This is a genomic window from Corynebacterium kozikiae (assembly GCF_024580965.1).
Classification (GTDB): Bacteria; Actinomycetota; Actinomycetes; order Mycobacteriales; family Mycobacteriaceae; genus Corynebacterium; species Corynebacterium kozikiae.
In genome coordinates, this window is sequence record NZ_JANIKJ010000004.1 from 143,669 (window position 1) to 161,116 (window position 17,448).

Annotated in this window: 16 protein-coding genes; 9 read left to right on the forward strand and 7 right to left on the reverse strand. The window is 61.8% G+C overall.

The genetic code is table 11. From position 1 onward, the window contains the following. Positions 1 to 106: 106 nt before the first annotated feature. From NQ018_RS04510 to NQ018_RS04520, 3 genes are all read left to right on the forward strand, one after another. Positions 107 to 865 carry a GntR family transcriptional regulator gene (locus NQ018_RS04510; RefSeq protein ID WP_257058862.1) on the forward strand — a complete coding sequence of 253 codons (759 nt, stop codon included), beginning with the start codon at positions 107 to 109 and terminating at the stop codon, positions 863 to 865. A 65-nt stretch (positions 866 to 930) separates the two neighbouring features. Then, positions 931 to 1,935, forward strand: a complete 1,005-nt coding sequence (locus NQ018_RS04515) for a septum formation family protein (protein WP_257058864.1) — start codon at positions 931 to 933, stop codon at positions 1,933 to 1,935. Beyond that, positions 1,936 to 2,283 carry a metallopeptidase family protein gene (locus NQ018_RS04520; RefSeq protein WP_257058867.1) on the forward strand — a complete coding sequence of 116 codons (348 nt, stop codon included), beginning with the start codon at positions 1,936 to 1,938 and terminating at the stop codon, positions 2,281 to 2,283. 25 nt (positions 2,284 to 2,308) lie between these two features. Here the strand turns inward: NQ018_RS04520 and NQ018_RS04525 are convergent, their stop codons facing one another. Together NQ018_RS04525 and pheA are read right to left on the reverse strand one after the other, a co-directional pair. Beyond that, the gene (locus NQ018_RS04525) at positions 2,309 to 2,938 is read right to left on the reverse strand and encodes a histidine phosphatase family protein (RefSeq protein WP_257039063.1); all 630 of its coding nucleotides are present in this window, start codon (positions 2,936 to 2,938) and stop codon (positions 2,309 to 2,311) included. Continuing rightward, complete coding sequence (gene pheA / locus NQ018_RS04530) at positions 2,935 to 3,912, reverse strand: prephenate dehydratase (protein WP_257058871.1); 978 nt, start codon at positions 3,910 to 3,912, stop codon at positions 2,935 to 2,937. Before pheA ends, NQ018_RS04525 begins: the two co-directional genes overlap by 4 nt. 51 nt (positions 3,913 to 3,963) lie before the next feature. On the opposite strand from pheA, the gene NQ018_RS04535 reads away from it, so the two are divergent. The 3 genes from NQ018_RS04535 to NQ018_RS04545 all read left to right on the forward strand — a co-directional run bounded on the left by NQ018_RS04535 (position 3,964) and on the right by NQ018_RS04545 (position 7,297). Further along, the gene (locus NQ018_RS04535; RefSeq protein WP_257058873.1) at positions 3,964 to 5,193 is read left to right on the forward strand and encodes an amidase family protein; all 1,230 of its coding nucleotides are present in this window, start codon (positions 3,964 to 3,966) and stop codon (positions 5,191 to 5,193) included. After that, positions 5,190 to 5,933: a CPBP family intramembrane glutamic endopeptidase gene (locus NQ018_RS04540; protein ID WP_257058876.1), complete on the forward strand. Its 744-nt coding sequence runs from the start codon at positions 5,190 to 5,192 to the stop codon at positions 5,931 to 5,933. The genes NQ018_RS04535 and NQ018_RS04540 overlap by 4 nt, the downstream gene beginning before the upstream one ends. A 68-nt stretch (positions 5,934 to 6,001) precedes the next feature. After that, the gene (locus NQ018_RS04545) at positions 6,002 to 7,297 is read left to right on the forward strand and encodes an LCP family protein (RefSeq protein ID WP_373566895.1); all 1,296 of its coding nucleotides are present in this window, start codon (positions 6,002 to 6,004) and stop codon (positions 7,295 to 7,297) included. 139 nt (positions 7,298 to 7,436) lie between these two features. On the opposite strand, the gene NQ018_RS04550 is transcribed toward NQ018_RS04545, so the two are convergent. The 4 genes from NQ018_RS04550 to NQ018_RS04565 form a co-directional block, all read right to left on the reverse strand. After that, entirely contained in the window at positions 7,437 to 8,357 is a 921-nt protein-coding gene (locus NQ018_RS04550) for a DUF5926 family protein (protein ID WP_257058880.1), read from the reverse strand. 73 nt (positions 8,358 to 8,430) lie between these two features. Beyond that, positions 8,431 to 9,144, reverse strand: a complete 714-nt coding sequence (locus NQ018_RS04555; RefSeq protein ID WP_257039057.1) for a glycerophosphodiester phosphodiesterase family protein — start codon at positions 9,142 to 9,144, stop codon at positions 8,431 to 8,433. 195 nt (positions 9,145 to 9,339) lie between these two features. Beyond that, on the reverse strand, positions 9,340 to 10,293 hold the full coding sequence (locus NQ018_RS04560; protein ID WP_257039055.1) for an L-lactate dehydrogenase: 954 nt from the start codon (positions 10,291 to 10,293) through the stop codon (positions 9,340 to 9,342). Positions 10,294 to 10,505: 212 nt separating this feature from the next. Next, entirely contained in the window at positions 10,506 to 13,208 is a 2,703-nt protein-coding gene (locus NQ018_RS04565) for a CLIPPER-2 domain-containing protein (protein ID WP_257058883.1), read from the reverse strand. A gap of 95 nt (positions 13,209 to 13,303) precedes the next feature. Between NQ018_RS04565 and NQ018_RS04570 the strand changes: the two genes are divergently transcribed. Next, positions 13,304 to 13,972 (forward strand): HAD family hydrolase, encoded by a 669-nt coding sequence (locus NQ018_RS04570; RefSeq protein ID WP_257058885.1) that lies wholly within the window; start codon positions 13,304 to 13,306, stop codon positions 13,970 to 13,972. On the opposite strand, the gene msrA is transcribed toward NQ018_RS04570, so the two are convergent. Then, positions 13,969 to 14,628 carry a peptide-methionine (S)-S-oxide reductase MsrA gene (gene msrA / locus NQ018_RS04575; protein WP_257058891.1) on the reverse strand — a complete coding sequence of 220 codons (660 nt, stop codon included), beginning with the start codon at positions 14,626 to 14,628 and terminating at the stop codon, positions 13,969 to 13,971. The genes NQ018_RS04570 and msrA overlap by 4 nt on opposite strands. A gap of 274 nt (positions 14,629 to 14,902) precedes the next feature. On the opposite strand from msrA, the gene NQ018_RS04580 reads away from it, so the two are divergent. Further along, positions 14,903 to 15,508 carry a superoxide dismutase gene (locus NQ018_RS04580; protein WP_257039048.1) on the forward strand — a complete coding sequence of 202 codons (606 nt, stop codon included), beginning with the start codon at positions 14,903 to 14,905 and terminating at the stop codon, positions 15,506 to 15,508. Positions 15,509 to 15,702: 194 nt separating this feature from the next. Further along, positions 15,703 to 17,433 (forward strand): cupredoxin domain-containing protein, encoded by a 1,731-nt coding sequence (locus NQ018_RS04585; RefSeq protein WP_257058894.1) that lies wholly within the window; start codon positions 15,703 to 15,705, stop codon positions 17,431 to 17,433. Positions 17,434 to 17,448 lie beyond the last annotated feature (15 nt).

A 17,448-nucleotide genomic window follows, 5' to 3' on the forward strand; every position in this document is an offset into this window, starting at 1 on the left:
ACCCAACATTACCTGCTGAACGGCCATCGGGGGTATTCGTTTTGGCGTCCACATCCTCGCCCCAAAAGCACACACTGGTTATGACCACAGGCGTAGCATGGGTGGTATGGCACCGGCTCCCAAGGAGTTGCCCGCCAGGGCCCTGACTGACGGGACCACCACTCCCAAACATCAGCAACTCAGGGAAATCCTCTACGATTGGTGCACCCAATCCCTCTCCCCTGGGGATATGCTCCCCGGCGAGCGCGTCCTCGAAGAGCACTTTGGGGTCAGCAGGATCACGGTCCGCCGCGCAATCGGTGACCTGGTGGCCTCCGGCAAGCTCGCGCGCCGCCGCGGCAAAGGCACATTCGTCGCAGACTCAGAAATCATGGGCGCTCACGACGCCGCCAGCTTCCAGTCATTCACCGCGGAAATGCGGGCTCAAGGCCTCACGCCTTCCAGCACGGTCCTGGAAGCCAAATTGGCGGTGCCACCACCGGAGGTGGCGGCGTTCTTCGGGGTCAGCGAACACACCGAGCAGGTGTATCTAAAACGCCTGCGCTTTGGCTCCGGTACCCGCTTTGCCCTGGATGCTGCGTGGTTCAATGCCGCGCTTGCGCAAGGGCTGCTGGACCACCCACTGGAAGGCTCCATCTATGAGCTCCTGGCGCAGGAGTACCACCTCCCCATCACCAGCGCGCAGCAAGTGATCACGGCGGTGGTTGCCAGCGCACAAGATGCCGCGCAGTTGGAGGTGCCGCCGCGGGCGGCGCTGCTGAAGGTGGCGCGCACCAGCTTGAGCGGCACCAGCCCCGTGGAATGGTGTGTGTCCTTGTTCCGCACAGACGTGTACGCCATGCGCACCAACTTCCGGGCCGCCTAGTTGCCGCCAGATTTTGGGAGCTTTTTACTGCTTAGGCCTGAACTTTTGGCATGATGGAGGGCATTATGAGTAATTCTTGGCGCTCCGCGCTCGCAGTTCGTTCCATGGCCATCGGTGCCATCGCAGCCTCGGTAGGCTTTGGTGCGTACTCTTGGGCTGCCTCCAGCGAGGAACCAAGTGCCGCCTCCCCCAGCACGAACCAGCCGGAAACCACGCTCACCGCCGGGAGTTTCACCACCGCAGACCAGGGTGCGTGCCTTACTTGGGACACCGTGGACGGGTTGCCGTCGAACTTCCAGCAAACGGACTGCGCGATGCCGCACCGCTTTGAGGTGGCCTCCCGCGAGGATTTGGGCGCGTACCCGACGTCGGAATTTGATGACCAAGCACCGATGCCAAACCGCACCCGCCAAGCCCAGTTGCGGGAGGACCTCTGCCTGAGTCCCGCCCTGGCGTATCTCGGCGGCACCCTTGACCCGCTGGGGAAGTATTCCGTGGCCTCCATCCTCCCGCCACAGGAGGCTTGGGATGCCGGCGATCGCACCATGCTTTGCGGTATCCAGGCAACAAATGAATCCGGTGAGCCGCAGATCACGGAAGGTCGCGCCGCAGAGCAGGATCAGGCGCGTGTGTTTGCCCAGGGTGATTGTGTTGCCGTGGACAATTTGAGCGTGACCCGCACCGTGGACTGCGCTGAACCTCACCAGCTTGAGATCACCCAAACCGTGGACTTGGAACCACTGTTTGACCACGTGCCCACCATCGAGGAACAAGACAACGCGCTTCGCTTGACCTGCCTCCAGGCGGCGCGGGACTACTTGGGTGGCGATGACCCCTACTACTACTCCACCTTGCAGACCTTCTGGACCACCGTTCCGGAAAGCTCCTGGACCGGCGGCTCCCACTCAGTGAACTGCGCGCTGGTGTTTGTGAATCCGGACGCCACTTTTGGCACCTTGGCCGGCAGCGCCCGAGGCGCCTTCACCATCAATGACGCCCCACCGGCCCCCATGCCTCCGCGTGATCCGATTGTGAATCCAGAGGAACTCAGCGGCTTCCAGGGAGCCTAAGTGTTTTGGGTTTCTGAAGCGCGCTTTGAAGAGCTGGTTGATGAGGCGCTGGCGCAGATCCCGGACTCCATCACCCAGCATGTGCGCAACCTCGCCATCTTGATTGAGGACTACAACGAGGAATCCCCGCACATCCTGGGCCTATACCGGGGTGTGGCACTCACCGAGCGTACTTTCGACCACACCGGTTTCCTTCCGGACACCATTACCATCTACCGCGGCGCGCTCCAGGACTACTGCAACAGCGAGGAAGAGCTGGTGGAGCAGGTACGCATCACGGTGATGCATGAGATCGGCCACTACTTTGGCCTTGATGAAGAAGACCTCCATCGCCTGGGGTACGGATAAGCGGCCTGAGCGCAGCGGCCCCAGCTCAAGCCTGAACTGGCCCCACCCATTGTTCGCAGCGCCAATTGCCAATGTGCCCCTCGGGATGCAACACAATGGTGGTTCCATTGCCCACATAGGTGTGTTCTGCAATGTGCTGGGGCACCGTAGAGGCAAAGCGACCCATAATGCGCATGGCGGCCCCATGGCTGACCAGCAAAACGTCGCCGTCGGTTTGCCGAGCCACCTCCGCGGCGCGCTCCAGGGCAGGAGTGGTGCGGGCGATTACCTCGAGGGCCGTTTCCCCACCGGGCATGCTGGCCTCGAAGTTGCCGCGCATCCACTGCGCCAAGGCTTCGCGATAGAGCACGTGGGCTTGGGGGTCGCTGCTGCCTTCAAAGTCGCCGCCAAAAAACTCGTGGATACCCTCGACCTCTTCCACCTCGCCGTGGAAACCATAGGAGTTGGCCACCAGCCGCGCGGTTTGGCCGGCGCGCAGCGCCACTGAGTGCATGATCGCGGTGAGGCGGAAGCCCTCCTGAGCCAATCGGGCGCCGGCGGCGTCGGCCTGCACCCTGCCCTGGATGCTCAGGCTTGCCCCTGGCGGGCGGGTGTCAAAGATGCGGGCGGCGTTGGCGTAGGTTCGCCCGTGGCGCATGATGATGATTCTGCTCATGAGTTCCCTTTCCTCGCAGCATCCAGCCACTTGTTGGCGGCGATGATGTTGGCGTCGGACCCCGCTGGCGCTTCCAATTCATCGCGCGCAGGCCAGGACCCCAGGAAGGTGAGCTGCTCGCAGCGCAGGTAGAGGGCGCGCAGGGCCTCACCCACGTTGTGGTCCGCGATGTGCCCGCGGATGTCGGCATAGAAGCGGTAGGTGCCCAGGCCGTTCTCAAGGGGGCGGGATTCGATTCGGGTGAGGTCCACATCGCGCAAAGAGAACTCAGTGAGCGCACCGACGAGGGCGCCAGGCACGTTGCGCAGGCTAAATAGCACGCTGGTGCGATCCGCCCCGGTGGGCGGCGTTGGTGGCCCCACCGGCCCCACCAGCACAAAGCGGGTGCGGGCGCCGGAAACGTCAGCAACATTGTGCGCAATACTTTCCAAACCGTAGAGTGCGGCGGCCCGCTCTGGGGCGGCGGCCACATCCACTTCACCCGCCGCCACCTGTGCCGCGGCCGCAGCATTAGAAGAAGCCGCCCGGAACTCAAGGTGCGGTGCGTGCTCCTCAATCCAGGATTTGACCTGCTGATACGCCACAGGGTGGGTGGCAAAAGTTTTCGTGCTCTCCAACTTCACACCGGGCTTGACCATGATGGAAAAGGCGATGGAAAGGTCCAGCTCGTCGTAGATCTGCACGCCCCTATCAGCGCCAGGTGCGGCAGCGGCGCCCGTGTTCGTGCCGGTTACCGTGCCGGTTCCCAAGGCATCGAAGGTGGGCGTCACCGCGCCATCCACGGAGTTTTCAATGGCCACGCAGGCGTAGGCGGCCTGCCCGGCGCGCACGGCGTCGATTGCTTCCCGGGGGCTGCGGCACGCAAGGCCCTCGTAATGTTCCCCAAAGTGACCCCGCTGGGCAAAGCCTAAAAATGCTGCCTCGGTGAAGGTTCCCGCAGGCCCCAGATATGCGATCGTGTTCGTGGCATTCATAGTGGTTACTGTAGCCTGTTGAAACATGGGAGCCTGGGAAACTTGGGAAACATGGGCCTAAACGAGCAACAGGAAACGGCGCAGGAAGCAGCGCACGCAAGCGTTGAAGCGCGCATCGATCAGCTCGCGCGGCGAATCCACGCAATGCCGGCCAGCGAGCACGGTTTTGCTCACTTTGACGCCGAGGCCGCGCTGCGCCAAGCTGCGGAACAGGCCAGGAATCAGGCCAATACACGCGGCAGGCTAGCCGGCTGGCTGATCCCGGCAAAGGACCTTTCGCATGTTGCGGGCATGCCCACTTCTTTCGGTTCGGTCCATCGCGTGGAGTGGCCGGAGGAAACGGACCCTTTCATCGCGGCGTTTCAGCGCCTCGGCGCGATCGTGCCTGGCAAAACTCTTGCCTCTGAACTGGGGCTTTCCGCATACACTGAGCCGGTAGGACTTCCCGCGCCCACAAATCCACGCTTTCCCGGCGCAACACCAGGCGGTTCCTCCGGTGGTGCCGCGGTAGCGGTGGCCAGGGGTTTGGTGCGCGCAGCTCACGGCTCCGACGGCGGCGGCTCCATCCGCGTCCCTGCTGCCGCCGTGGGCATCGTCGGCTACAAACCTCCACACAACACGCACCAGGCAAACCCGGTTGCGCAGGGCTTCCTTTCGGCAACGCTTGCCGACGCCGCCACGCTCGCCAACATACGGGCGCCGAGGCGCGGCGTTGCGGTTCGAGTGGGGGTGCTAATGGATCCGGTGCACGCCCAGGTGACGGCGGCTGAGCACATGCTGGTGGGCGTCGATACTGCTGCTGCTCGGCTTGCTGCAGCGGGTCACGCGGTGAAAGCAGTGCCCGTGCCCTATGGGCCGGAGGTGTTCGAGGCGTTCCACACGCTGTTTGCATGGCGTTCCCGCACGGTGGAGGGACATGGTTCGCCGCTGGTGGAGTGGCTGAGGGAAACCGGCTGGAAGGTTTCCGAGAACCAGGCACAGGCCGCAGCCCAGACGTTTGCGCAAGTAAAGGCGCGGTTGTTGGCAGCATGGGACGTGGACGTGGTGCTCAGCCCCACCTTGGCATTTGATCCGCCAAAGATCGGCTATTTTTCCTCCATGCCACCAGAGGAAGACTTTTACGCCCAAACCCGTTGGACGCCCTGGGCAACCATGGCCAACATGTCTGGGTTGGGGGCGTTGAATGTGCCGGACGCCAATAAGGTGGGCTTGCACCTGCTGAATTTGCGCCTCACCCCAGCGCAGCTCTTCGCGGTGGCGCAGGTTTTGGAGGGATCATGAGGGCGGCGCAGGTGCGCAAGCTACTGGTCATCGAGGTGGCGATCGTGCTGGTGCTCAGCTTTGGCACCTCTGGGCTACGTTCCTTGCTGCGGCTCATCAGTGCGCTTTTAGACCCCACGCCACTGAATGACCAAAGCACCACATTGCACGCGCAGCAGGTGGCAGTGTCGTGGCTGGATCTCGGGCTGCAGGTGCTCGGTGCTGCAACATTGTTTTCCTGGGGTTGTTTAGCGCTGTACCTGCTGTGGCCCCACCACAAGTTGGCCATGCTGGAAGCCCGAGACTGGGGCTGGGGCGCGCTATTGGCCGCGGTAATCGGGATACCGGGGCTCGCCTTTTACCTCGGCGCGCTGTATCTGGGTTTGAGCAAAGAAGTTGTACCCACCACTTTGGAGCACCTGTGGTGGGAAGTGCCGGTATTACTGCTGTATTCAGCGGCCAACGCGTTTGCCGAGGAAATCGTGGTGGTCTTTTACTTCATCACCCGCCTGCGCGAGCTGCGTTGCGGGGTGTGGCCCGCAATCATCCTCGCGGCCCTCCTCCGCGGCAGTTACCATCTCTACCAGGGCGTTTCTGCCGGTGTGGGCAATGTGGTGATGGGGTTGCTCTTTGGCTGGGTGTTTGTGCGATACGGCAAAGTGTGGCCGCTGGTGCTGGCGCATTTTCTTATCGACGCCGTCGCGTTCGTAGGCTACAGCGCCGTCGCCGGAACTTCTGTGGGTGCGTGGCTGGGGATTTAGCGTGGCGCGTTTGCTGGTTTCTGGCGGGGTCTCACGGGATCAGTAACGCGCATAGCTCTGGCTAAGATGTGCATATGAGCTCAGACAATTCCGAGTACATCCTTGGCCGTGACGGAAAGCCCCTGCTTGATCGCTATGGGCGCCCCGTGCGCCGCCGCGGCCAGCAACCACCGCAGCGCCGGCCCCGTATGGACTCAGGAGCGAATGTTGCGCCCACTCGTTTTGAATCCTTCCCAGCGCAGCAACCGCAACAACCGGCGCAACCTCAGCAAGCAGCGCCGCAGCAGGCACCGCAGCGGCCGCAGCAGTATTTCCCTACTCAGCAGCCGCAGCAATATGCGCCGCAGCAACCCCAATACCAACCCCAGCAGTACCAGCCCCAATACCAGCCGCAATATCAGCGGCAGTTTCAGCCCCAGCCGGTTGGCGGTGGAGGTGGTGCGCGGCCGGCGCGGCGACGTCGGAAGGCTCCTGGATGCCTGCGCAGCGTGAAGTGGATCCTTGCCACGCTGCTTGTGCTGGTGATTGCTGGCGGGCTGTGGCTGGATACTCGCCTGAGCCGGATTGAGGCCATGCCCTCGCAGCAGATTGGCAACACGGCGGGGACGAACTGGCTGCTGGTGGGCTCGGATTCCCGAAGCGGGCTGAGTGAGGAGGATGTGGCTCGGCTGGGTACGGGTGGCGACATCGGCTCGATGCGCACAGACACCATCATGTTGCTCCACATCCCGAATACGGGGCAGGCGAAGTTGGTGTCGCTGCCGCGTGATTCCTATGTGGAGATTCCGGGCTACGGGATGGACAAGATCAACGCATCCTTCACCTATGGTGGCGCCCCGCTCCTGGTGAGCACGGTGGAAGGGGCAACTGGGCTACGCATTGACCACTACGCGGAAATCGGCATGGGTGGGCTCGCCAACGTGGTGGACGCCGTGGGCGGTATCCAGGTGTGCCCCGCGGAACCGATTGAGGACCCACTAGCGCAACTGAGCATCACCGCAGGCTGCCAAACCGTGGACGGGCCCACCGCCTTGGGTTATGTGCGCACTCGAGCAACCGCGATGGGTGACATCGACCGCGTGCAGCGCCAACGCGAGTTCTTTGCCTCCCTGGTCAATGAACTGACCTCCCCCACCACCTGGGCAAATCCGTTGCGCATGTTGCCTACGCTCAACGCCGTCACCGGGAGCTTCACCGTGGATAATGGCGACCACATCTGGCACCTCGCCCGCGTGGCCCTCGCTATGCGTTCCGGTGTGCAAACCGAAACCGTGCCCTACGCGGGCTTTGCCTCCACCGAGGTAGGCGACGTTGTGCTCTGGGACGAGCAAGGTGCCGAAGCACTCTTTGGCGCAATGCGCTAGCAGGGGTTGGTTCACAAATAGCAAAAGCCGTAATCGCGCCGGTGATGGAGGGTCCTCCCCCACCAGGTGCGATTACGGCTCACTGCTGCGCTGCGCGAGTTCTATACAAGCGCGTGTTCTCTGCAAGCGATAGCGAGTCCTAGCGGATTGTGACCTGCCTGGACTTGATGTTTTCGAGCTGCTTGCGCTCCTCCGCGTTCAGATCGGCGGTGTTTTCCAGCTCAGCGGCGATCTTGGCGTCCAGCGCCTCCAGGTCTTCTTTGTAGCTTGCGGGCTCGCGCTCCGGCTCAAGGTCCCATACGGGAACCATGAGGTCGTTGGTGCGGAATACACCGGCGAACTTGGTTTCCTCACCAAGCTTGAGTTCCCCGCGCGCCGCGATCCTTGCGAGTGCGGGCAGCAGCACCTCCTCGGCCTCGCTGCGCACCCAACGGATGTGCGCCTTGCCACCGGGGTTGACCCACCAGGTGGTGCCGGGTACGTTGGCCTCCACGCGCTCGGAGGGCACCAGGGAGTCGTTGGCCATCTGCAGAATCTGCGCAACCTGCGGGTTACTGCTTGCCCCGGCTGGGAACCACCACGCGAAGTCGTGGTGCTCCACAACCTCGAACTCACCCTTCGGGTCGAGGATTTCGGTGAGCGGCGGCTGCGTGCCGTCGGCAATACCCGTTTCCAACGTCTGGCCCGGCTTGGCGTTGCGCGCCCAGTTCAGCGCAAACGCCAGGTCACGGCCCGGATTGTTGGAACGGTTGCGGGTCTGCAGCGCCACAAACGCATCATCACTGGTGCCTTCACCGTGTTCACGCACCAGCGCAGCGGCGCCGCCTGGCAGCACGGTGCATAGGTAAACATCGCGCGGGGAGTCCACAACGGAAACCTTCACGGTAGCGGAAGGCACGAATTCCTGCACCGCCACCAGGGTGGTTTCAAAAGGGTACTCGGCGTATGGGCGCGGGTCCTTCTCAAATGCAGCGCGTTCCTGCGCACGAGCAGCGAGCTTTGCCTGGCGGCGGCTCATGCCCTCAGGCAGGTTGTCCTTCTTGCGGTTCTTTTTAGCCATTCCACCAATTTACCCGTTTCCCCGGCGGCTACCCCAGCCGGGCAATCCAAGTGGCCGGGGTGGCGGTTCAACATCAGCCAAAGAGCTTCAGCGCAATGTCTGGGAAGTCCGTGGCCATCATGGAAACGCCCTGTTCCTTGGCCCAGAGCATGTCTTCTTCCTTATTCACCGTCCACATGTACGCGCCCTTCTTGCCGCTGGTAATCAGCGACGGCGTAAGGCGACCACGCATCACGGACAGCCCCTTGGCGGTGGGGGTGGAGAAGCCGAAGTCACGCGGGTTGTAGCGCAGCTCCCATTCCCGACGCAGGTAGATGCGGTCAAGATGCGGCGCCAATGCCGCCATGCGGCGGATAGCGGCATGAGAAAACGAGATGATGTGAATCCGCGGATCTTCCAACAGGCCCCGGTAGCGCAGGCGTAGCGCCACCTGCTCCTCAAGGATGGGACCGGTGACCACTGGGTGCTTGGTTTCAATGTAGAGGTGCTTGTCCGGGTAGTCCTCCATGATGTCCAGCAACTCATCAAGGGTGAGCACCCGCTGCACCTCGTCTTGTGTGCCGATGTTGAGGCGCTTGAGCTGGGAAACGGTTGCCCTGGAAACGCGCATCGGGTCGCCTGCGGTGCGCAGCATTGTGGCGTCGTGGTTGCACACCACCTGGCCGTCTGCGGATAGGCGAACATCGCACTCCACACCGTGGATGGGCATTTCAAGGGCACTCCGGAACGCGATTTCGGACATCTCTGGGTAGTGGCCCCGAAATCCTCGGTGCGCAATGATGTGCATGGTTTCAATCCCTCTGACACTTGGCTGACAAACCGCTGCCTATTGTAAACCGACCGCAAGAAAACCGCTTCCCGCGGATACTTGCCTGCACCCGCCTCCGGGTGAGCAAAGAACAACACCCCAGCAGGCAGAGGTTCACAGCGCGGCTGGGGTGGTGTGGGCTCAATAGCCCTGGTGAGGTAGGCCAGTTCAGGCTTACTTCGCTGGGAAGAACTCCTCCTGCACGGCGCGCAGGGTGTTGGCGGAGTGCGTGAAGCGCTCCATCTCGTGGTCGGTCAGCTCCAGCTCCACAACGCGGTTGATGCCGCGGCGGTTGATGATCGCTGGGGTGCCAATGTAGATATCTTCCTGGCCGTATTCGCCCTGCAGGAGCGCGGAAACAGGCAGCGCCACCTCCTGGTTGTGAATCACAGCGCGGGTGATGCGGGCCAAGCCCATGCCGATGCCGTAGGAGGTGGAACCCTTAGCCTCGATGATGTTGTAGGCGGCGTCGCGGGTTTCCTCGAACACCTTCTCCAGCTCAGCCTCCAGCCCCGGATTCTTCTCAAGCTGCTTCCGCATGGACACACCGGCCACGGTGGCAGAGGACAGCACTGGGAGTTCGGTATCGCCGTGCTCGCCGATGATGTAGGCGTGGATGGAGCTTGGGGCAACGTCGTAGCGCTCGCCCAGCATGTAGCGGAAGCGTGCGGAGTCCAGCACGGTGCCGGAACCGATGACGCGGTGCCAATCCAAACCGGAGTACTTCCACACTGCGTAGGTGAGTACGTCTACTGGGTTGGAAGCGATGAGGAAGATGCCGTCAAAGTTGTTGGCCATCACCTGGTCCACGATGGACTTCATGATGTGCATGTTCTTATCCACCAACTGCAGGCGGGTTTCACCAGGCTTCTGCGCAGCGCCAGCGCAGATCACCACCATTGCTGCGTCTTCGCAATCAGCGTAGGTGCCCTTGGTGACGCGGGTGCGCGACTGCGCCCACACCACACCATGGTTCAAATCCTTGACGTTACCCTCGAGCTTCTTCTCGTCGATGTCAATAATCGCCAGGTGATCCACGGTGCCCTGATTCACCAAAGCAAAGGCGTAAGCAACACCAACATCGCCGGCGCCGATCAGCACAACCTTGTTTCCAACGATCTTCTTCATGAAGCGACCCTCTCTCCGCAGAAAATGATTCACCCCCAACTATGCCCGATTAATTGGTTTCATGCCCGTTTTGAGGGATTTTTCACAGATTTCCCCACAGTCTTCGTCTACCGATGCCACCGCCTCAGCCCCACCCGCACTTCAAAATAATCAACCCCCAAGAAGCACGCTCTGAACTGCTCCTCGGGGGTTGATGTTTCGCGTAGGCGCTACTAGCCGTTGTGGCGCCCGCTTTCCCGGCGCAACACCAGCACGCCGGCTGCAATCAATGCGAAAGCGGCAGCGCTAATACCCATCATGCCGGCAACACCGGTTTGCGCAAGCATCTTGCGCACCGGCGCTGCGGCCTGAGCCTGAGGAGCCTGAGCGGCTGGCGCGGATGGCTGCGGAGCGTCCGGAGAAACCGGCTGATCAGGGGTAAACGGATTTGGCACTGGGATGGGCAGCGGAATGATTGGGATCTCTACTTCTTCGGCTACTGGCACCTCGGCGGAGTCAGCTACAGCGAGCTGCAACTTTTTCCCGATTGGATTGCCCGTGGAATCGGTTTCACCAGTGGCGGTTGGCACAGCATCATCTGCTGTGGCAGTGGCGGTGTTGTGGATGAGTGAATCCGCCGCCAGAGCTTCCTTCACGTCCTGCGCGGTGACGGTGTGGGACGCCGTGCAAGTGAGTGTTTCAGAGCGGTCCAGAATGTTGAGCACCTGTTTGTTGTTGCATTGCAAGCTGCCCTTATCGAACATCGGGTCGGTGACCTGAATGTTTTCCAGCACGTCATCGGTGTTCACGGTGATGGTGTAGTTGATGATTTCACCAGCATCGGCCTTGCCATTGCCGTTGCGATCCACCAACTGGGCGGCCTTGTTGATGCGCATGTTGGTCTCTCCAAGACCAGCAGCCACAATCACTGGATCACCGGAGCCGGCCTCATTGAAAGGAGTGAGGCGGAAGTAGTAGGTCTTGTTGCGCATAGCATCAGGCACGGCAACATAAATCTCCTTCGCACCCGCCGCAGCCGCCTGGCTGTACTGAGTCCACGTTTCGCCGTCATCGTAGGAAATCTCCACCACAACGTCCTTGAGATCCGTCTGATGAGGCCCAGGCGTTGGGTCTACCCAGCGAATCTGTGCGATGGACTCCACTTGGTCTTCCATCACAGGGTTGCCCCGCTCATCAAAGATGAGCGAACCGTTCGCATCAGTGGCTTGGGTGGTGTTCACTCGGTTGAACATGGTCGCCTTAGCGTCGGTCACTGGGTTTGGGGTTTTGCCGTAAATCTGCACGCGGGAGATCACGCGCGGGTCGCGGTCTGTGCCGTCCCACTGCTGCGTGGTGGCGTACACCAAACCGCGAGAGTCCATCACCACGCCGCGTGGGGACTGCTTACCAATACTGCCGTTCCACAGGTTACCCAGGTTGTCTTCGTCGAGCTGGAGTACATCTTCCGGCACGCCGGTGGTTGCATTGAAGAACCAGATTCGGCCGCCGTCATCGGTGTAATCCACAGCGTCTGCGTCGGTAACGCCCTTGAATGCGTCACGGGACTGGCCGTTTTGGTCCCACGCGATGATGAGGTTGCGCTCCTCGTCAAAGGTCACGCCAAAGGCGTGGCCGCGCTCGCGCCATGCGGCGTCATCACCCATTGGTGCGGCGGTAGCGGTGATGGTGCCGTCTGGGTTGCGTGTGAAATCCGTAGGGATCACGATGTCCTGCAAGCGGTTTCCCTGCTGGTCAAACACGCGGATTGAACGCTGGTATTGGTGCATTGCAACGTAGATGTTGCCGGTTTTTTGGTCAATGGACATGCCCCAGGGCGCCTGCGCGGTAGGAATGGAACGCTTGAACTCGCCCGTTGCCTTGTCATACACATTGATCTTCTGGTTGTAGGAGGTCACAAACAGTTCATCGCCGTATGCATCAATGCCATAGGGCTCAGTAAGTGCGCCAGCGCCGGTGGGCTTGTAGGTTTGGATCACGTTGCCATCGGCATCAAATTGGGTGTAGCCGTTGCGGCTGGAATCCACAATCCACACGTTGCCGGAGGTGGAATCCACGTACACGCCGCGCGGGGTTTGGAAGGTCATGCCGGTGGGGCTTTCAAACACGTCGCCCTCGCCAACCGGCGCACCAACGCCGTCGCTCGCGGCGTCTTCGGTAGCATTGAAGAAGCCATTGCTTTCGTACTGGCCCGCCGTGGGATCTACTGCGTCATAGCCGAACACTGCAGGGGTGCCGCCAAGGCAAATGTCGAACCCAAAAATGGTGCGGCATTTTGCGTTGGAGGTGGCGTAGATTTTCCCAGTCGCATCATTGATACCCAGGCCGTAGTACATGTACGGCCGGCCATCGGGAACCGTGCTTTGCTGCAGGTCACCCACATAGCCCCACTTGTCGGAGCCAATGGCCTTACCGGAGGTGCCACGGTTAAACTCGTTGTCTTTAGCACCGAACTCGCCGGGTTCAGCAGGGGTGTCGGAAGGATCGGGTTCGTCATCTCCGCGCAGCGCAACAGCGTCGGCATTGCGGCCCACCGTATCCGTATCCTTTGAGGTGGGCTCGGCATCCTGCGGCATCGGAGCAACCACAGTGGTGCCTTCGGGAACCGTCGGGCGCAGCGTGCTGGTGACGGTACTCTCCACTCCGTTGGCGTCGGTAGTGGTCGCAGTGCTGGTGGGGTAGTCCAAGCCGTTGCGCTCGGGCACGCGTTGAACTCGCTCATGCTGCGCGGCCAAATGATCCGTTGGGATCGCCGTGGTTGGGGCAACGTTTTCTGGGCCGGCGGTGGTGCTCAGCGTTTCAGTTGCGTCTTGGGCGAATGAATGGACGGGCAGCGCAACGGTGACGAGCGCGGTACAGGCCACGGTGGAAAAGATACGGCGGCGCAGGCGGTTGTGCGCCTGGGACTGAGACTTCACAAGCAGTTCCTTACAAACTGAGATTTTCCTTAACGAGGCATTTAACCTACACCGCAGGACTGCTATACACAAGCCGCGCCGCTAGGCTGTACTTCATGTCAGCTCCCAGCCCCGCAGCCATCCTTTTTGACCTGGATGACACCCTTATTGACTCCGCCCACGCTGCCCACGCTGGGGCAATCGCCTGGCATCAGGAGATCGGCGCCCCGGGCACTCCAGACCCTGAACGCTGGCGTTCCATCGAAATCGCCTGGTACAAGCGCTTCGAGCGCGGCGAGGCCACCTATCTGGGCCAGCGCATCGGCCGCGTCCGGGAGTATCTCAACGCCCCCGACCTCCCGGAAGAAGAAGCCCTGGAGCTGCTGCAGCGCTTCTATCCGCACTACTTGGCTGCAACAACTGCGTTTCCCGACGCCCCCAGCGCACTAGAGCGCGCCCGCCGCACGGGAGCTACGGTGGGCATTTTCACAAACGGTGGCTTTGAGATGCAATTCAGGAAAATGAAGCACGCAGGCATTGCCCACCCCTGGCTCAAAGTATTCGCAGCGGTGGAGCTGGGCCACCCGAAACCCCAGCCGCAGGCCTACACCAAGGTGGCCCAGCTCCTTGGCACCAGCAACATCACCATGGTGGGCGACAACCTGGAAAATGACGTCCTCGCGCCGCTCCAAGCTGGCTGGCAGGCGGTGTACCTGCAGCGCCCCGGCGCGCCGCAAGCACCTGCGGGCGTTGTGGGCGTCGGTACCCTTGATGAACTCTTTTAGAGCTCGCAGGCAACACCCGTGGAATGATGCGGGCAGTACCCCAGCGGATTTTTGTCCAGGTACTGCTGATGTTCGTCCTCCGCGCGGTAGTAGGCGCCGGCCGGGGTCTGTGCCAGCGGGAGGACCTCGGTGGTGATGCCGCTGTAACCCGCCGCGCGCAGGGCCGGCTCGTAGGCCTGCACGATCTCCTGGGCGCGCTGGGCTTGGGCCTCGGTGGCGGTGTAGATCGCGGAGCGGTATTGCGTACCGACGTCATTGCCTTGGCGGAAACCCTGCGTGGGATCATGCGCCTCAAGGGCTTTCACCACGATTTCATCGAAGCTGATTTGGGTGGGGTCATACACAACCTCCACGATCTCCGTGTGGTTGGTGCGCCCCGTGCACACTTCCCGGTAGGTGGGGTTCGGCGTCACACCTCCGGCAAAACCAACTGAGGTGGACTCCACGCCGGGGGTTTCCCAAAACATCTTTTCTGCACCCCAATAGCAGCCTAGCCCCACATACACCACCTCTTGGCCTTGCTTCCAAGGCCCCGTAATGGGGGTGCCCAGCACCGTGTGTGGCTTCGGCTCAGCGAGCACCGGCATGCTCCCACCTTTCAGGGCCTGCTCAGGGTCTACCAGGTGGGGCTGAATTGGCGGGAAAAGAAAACCCATGATGCTCCTTATATTCTGCGGCAAATTGTGCGGCGAGGCGTTTCAGGCTTTTCCTACAGCGCTGCACCTTCCTGCAGTATTCCATGTTGCCTTCCGGTGGCGCCTCCGCTGGGCGTCAAAAGCCTTCCCCAATATTTTTGTTGCGAAATTCCAGCATTGACCTATCATGGTTGACATGCCCCCAATGTGGCGGCCGCAGCACACTCGCTGGGGTGGCCACACTACTCGGGACAGCGAAAATTAGCACAACGAACATCCGGAAGGATTGATCATCATGGCACAGAAGTACACCCTGCCAGAGCTTGACTACGCATACGACGCTCTCGAGCCCCACATCAGCGCCGAGATTATGGAGCTGCACCACTCCAAGCACCACCAGAACTACGTCAACGGTGCAAACACCGCACTGGAGAAGCTTGAGGCCGCCCGCAAGGATGGCTCCATCGCCGCTGTAGTTACCGCCCTGTCCAAGGACCTGGCGTTCAACCTGGGTGGCCACACCAACCACTCCCTGTTCTGGAAGAACCTCTCCCCTAACGGTGGCGGCGAGCCAACCGGCGCTCTTGCTGAGGCAATTAACGCTGAGTTCGGTTCCTTCGATGCTTTCAAGGCTCACTTCAACGCAGCAGCCCTGGGCCTGCAGGGTTCCGGCTGGGCAGTGCTCGGTTACGACAAGGTAGGCGAGCGCCTGGTCATCGAGCAGATGACCGACCAGCAGGGCAACCTCTCCATCGACCTCGAGCCACTCCTGCTGCTCGACATGTGGGAGCACGCTTTCTACCTGCAGTACAAGAACGTGAAGGCTGACTACGTTGAGGCAGTCTGGAACGTCTTCAACTGGGACGAGGTTGCAAAGCGCTACGAGGCTGCAACCAAGTAAGAATCCTAAAAGGCGCACGTCAGCGCTAGCATCACCCCGCTTCGGCGGGGTTTTGCCTTTCTTGGGTCTTGGGTCTTGGGTTTTGGGTCTTGGGCGCAAGGCGCCACGGCGAATGATGCCCGTCTTCGGTGGCATTTCTCACGACCGACGCCACTGGCTTTAGCTTGTGCGCCCGCGTGGGTAGATTGCGTTGCATGAGCACCAGTCCCCTGCCCCACCCCACTGTGTCACCGGCCCTCCATACCCCGACGGAACACGGCCCCAACGGCCCCGACGGCACAGACGGCCCGAGCCAGACCTCCCATTCCAGCAAGCGCCTGCGTGCAAACGCGTGGCATCGCAAAGCTGGCCGGCCGGTGCAGATCTGGTTGGCGCTCATTGTGGTGGTTGGTCTGTTCCACTGGGCAATTCCGCAGTACCGCTGGCTGCTCATTCACCTGTTCACCTTGGGTGCGGTCACGAACTCAATCCAGTTGTGGTCGCAGCATTTCACGGAGAACTTCCTGCATACCCGCTTGCCGGAGGAGAGCCGTGCGTGGCAGGTGCGGCGCATTTGGATTCTGAATGCGGGTATCGCAATTACGCTCGTCGGCAAGCTTGCCAACCTGTGGCCAGTGACTGCTGTTGGTGCCACGGTCGTCGGCGGATCGCTGCTTTTCCACGCCTGCTACCTGGGCTGGCAGTTTCGGGCCAGCTCGCGTGGCCAACGCTACCGGCACCTGGTAAGCACCTACATTATCGCCGCAGCGTGCCTGCCAATAGGCGCGGTGTTCGGGGCAATGATGGCCGCCGAGGCCTGGGACAAAGAAAAACTTCTGCTCGCGCACCTAGTGGTGAACCTGCTGGGATTTGTGGGGCTTACGGCCTTCGCCTCCCTCATGGTGCTCTTCCCCACCCTCTGGCGCACCCAAGCCGGTCCGGAACACATCCGTCCTGCGCTGGGGCTCATGACACTCGGCGTTACTGTTGCAACGGGAGCAGCGCTTGCCGACGTCCCCAAGGCGGCAGCCGCAGGCCTCATCCTGTACGCGGCGGGGTGGCTCGTGGCAGGGCGTTCCTGGCTGCACTGCGTGCGCACGGTGCTGCGCGACCCACGCGACCGCATGTCCTACAGCGCTGTGGGCGTCGGACTCGCTCCCCTGTGGCTGCTGTACGGTCTGGGGGCCTGCGCTGTGAGTGCGCTACAGGCGCAGCGGGTGGTAGACATTGCGTTGCCCACTTTGCCGCTGCTCGTGGGGTTCGCTGCGCAACTGCTGATCAGCGTGCTGAGTTTCCTGCTGCCTTCGAACATCGGCGGGGGTCCCGCGGCTACGCGCACCGGTTTGGCCATGATGGGGCGGGCCGGTTTGCTGCGGGCAACGCTGCTCAACGTGGGATTGGCGCTGTGGTTGCTGGCGGAGCAGTCCTGGTTGCGGGTGGCGCTTTCCCTGCTGGTGTTCGCTTCATTGGCGGTGTTCCTGCTGCTGGTGCCGCAGGCGGTGCGCGCGCAGCTCGGGGTGATTCGCAAGAAACGCGAACCGATTGCCCTGCCGGATTCCCCGCGCTACAACCAGGTGAGCCTGGGTGTGGCCACACTGGCGCTGGTGGTGGCGTGCTTCGGTGGGCTTGCCGCTCCCGTTGCTCCTTTGCCGGCGTCGGGATCCAGCGGCGGGCCAGTGACTGAAGTGACGGTAGAGATGACGGGGATGCACTTTGCGCCTGACGTCATCACAGTGCCAGCGGGCAATGAGCTATCCATCACGCTGGTCAACAACGACGATCAACCCCACGACCTCCGCCTGGACAACGGTGCGCAATCCGGGCGCCTACTGCCCGGTGAAACCATCACCTTCTCCGCCGGGGCGATCAACGCGGCAATCGAAGGCTGGTGCACCATCGCCGGGCACCGCCAGCAGGGGATGACGCTGCAAGTCGTGCCTGAGTAGCAAGGAACGCTTAGG

Excerpts from the sequence above, each read along its gene's own strand:
- NQ018_RS04580 (WP_257039048.1), top strand. The coding sequence starts at position 14,903 with ATGGCACAGAAGTACACCCTGCCAGAGCTTGACTACGCATACGACGCT.
- NQ018_RS04525 (WP_257039063.1), bottom strand. The coding sequence starts at position 2,938 with ATGAGCAGAATCATCATCATGCGCCACGGGCGAACCTACGCCAACGCC.
- NQ018_RS04535 (WP_257058873.1), top strand. The coding sequence starts at position 3,964 with ATGGGCCTAAACGAGCAACAGGAAACGGCGCAGGAAGCAGCGCACGCA.
- NQ018_RS04560 (WP_257039055.1), bottom strand. The coding sequence starts at position 10,293 with ATGAAGAAGATCGTTGGAAACAAGGTTGTGCTGATCGGCGCCGGCGAT.
- NQ018_RS04585 (WP_257058894.1), top strand. The coding sequence starts at position 15,703 with ATGAGCACCAGTCCCCTGCCCCACCCCACTGTGTCACCGGCCCTCCAT.
- NQ018_RS04570 (WP_257058885.1), top strand. The coding sequence starts at position 13,304 with ATGTCAGCTCCCAGCCCCGCAGCCATCCTTTTTGACCTGGATGACACC.
- NQ018_RS04510 (WP_257058862.1), top strand. The coding sequence starts at position 107 with ATGGCACCGGCTCCCAAGGAGTTGCCCGCCAGGGCCCTGACTGACGGG.
- NQ018_RS04515 (WP_257058864.1), top strand. The coding sequence starts at position 931 with ATGAGTAATTCTTGGCGCTCCGCGCTCGCAGTTCGTTCCATGGCCATC.
- msrA (WP_257058891.1), bottom strand. The coding sequence starts at position 14,628 with ATGGGTTTTCTTTTCCCGCCAATTCAGCCCCACCTGGTAGACCCTGAG.
- pheA (WP_257058871.1), bottom strand. The coding sequence starts at position 3,912 with ATGAATGCCACGAACACGATCGCATATCTGGGGCCTGCGGGAACCTTC.
- NQ018_RS04540 (WP_257058876.1), top strand. The coding sequence starts at position 5,190 with ATGAGGGCGGCGCAGGTGCGCAAGCTACTGGTCATCGAGGTGGCGATC.
- NQ018_RS04550 (WP_257058880.1), bottom strand. The coding sequence starts at position 8,357 with ATGGCTAAAAAGAACCGCAAGAAGGACAACCTGCCTGAGGGCATGAGC.
- NQ018_RS04555 (WP_257039057.1), bottom strand. The coding sequence starts at position 9,144 with ATGCACATCATTGCGCACCGAGGATTTCGGGGCCACTACCCAGAGATG.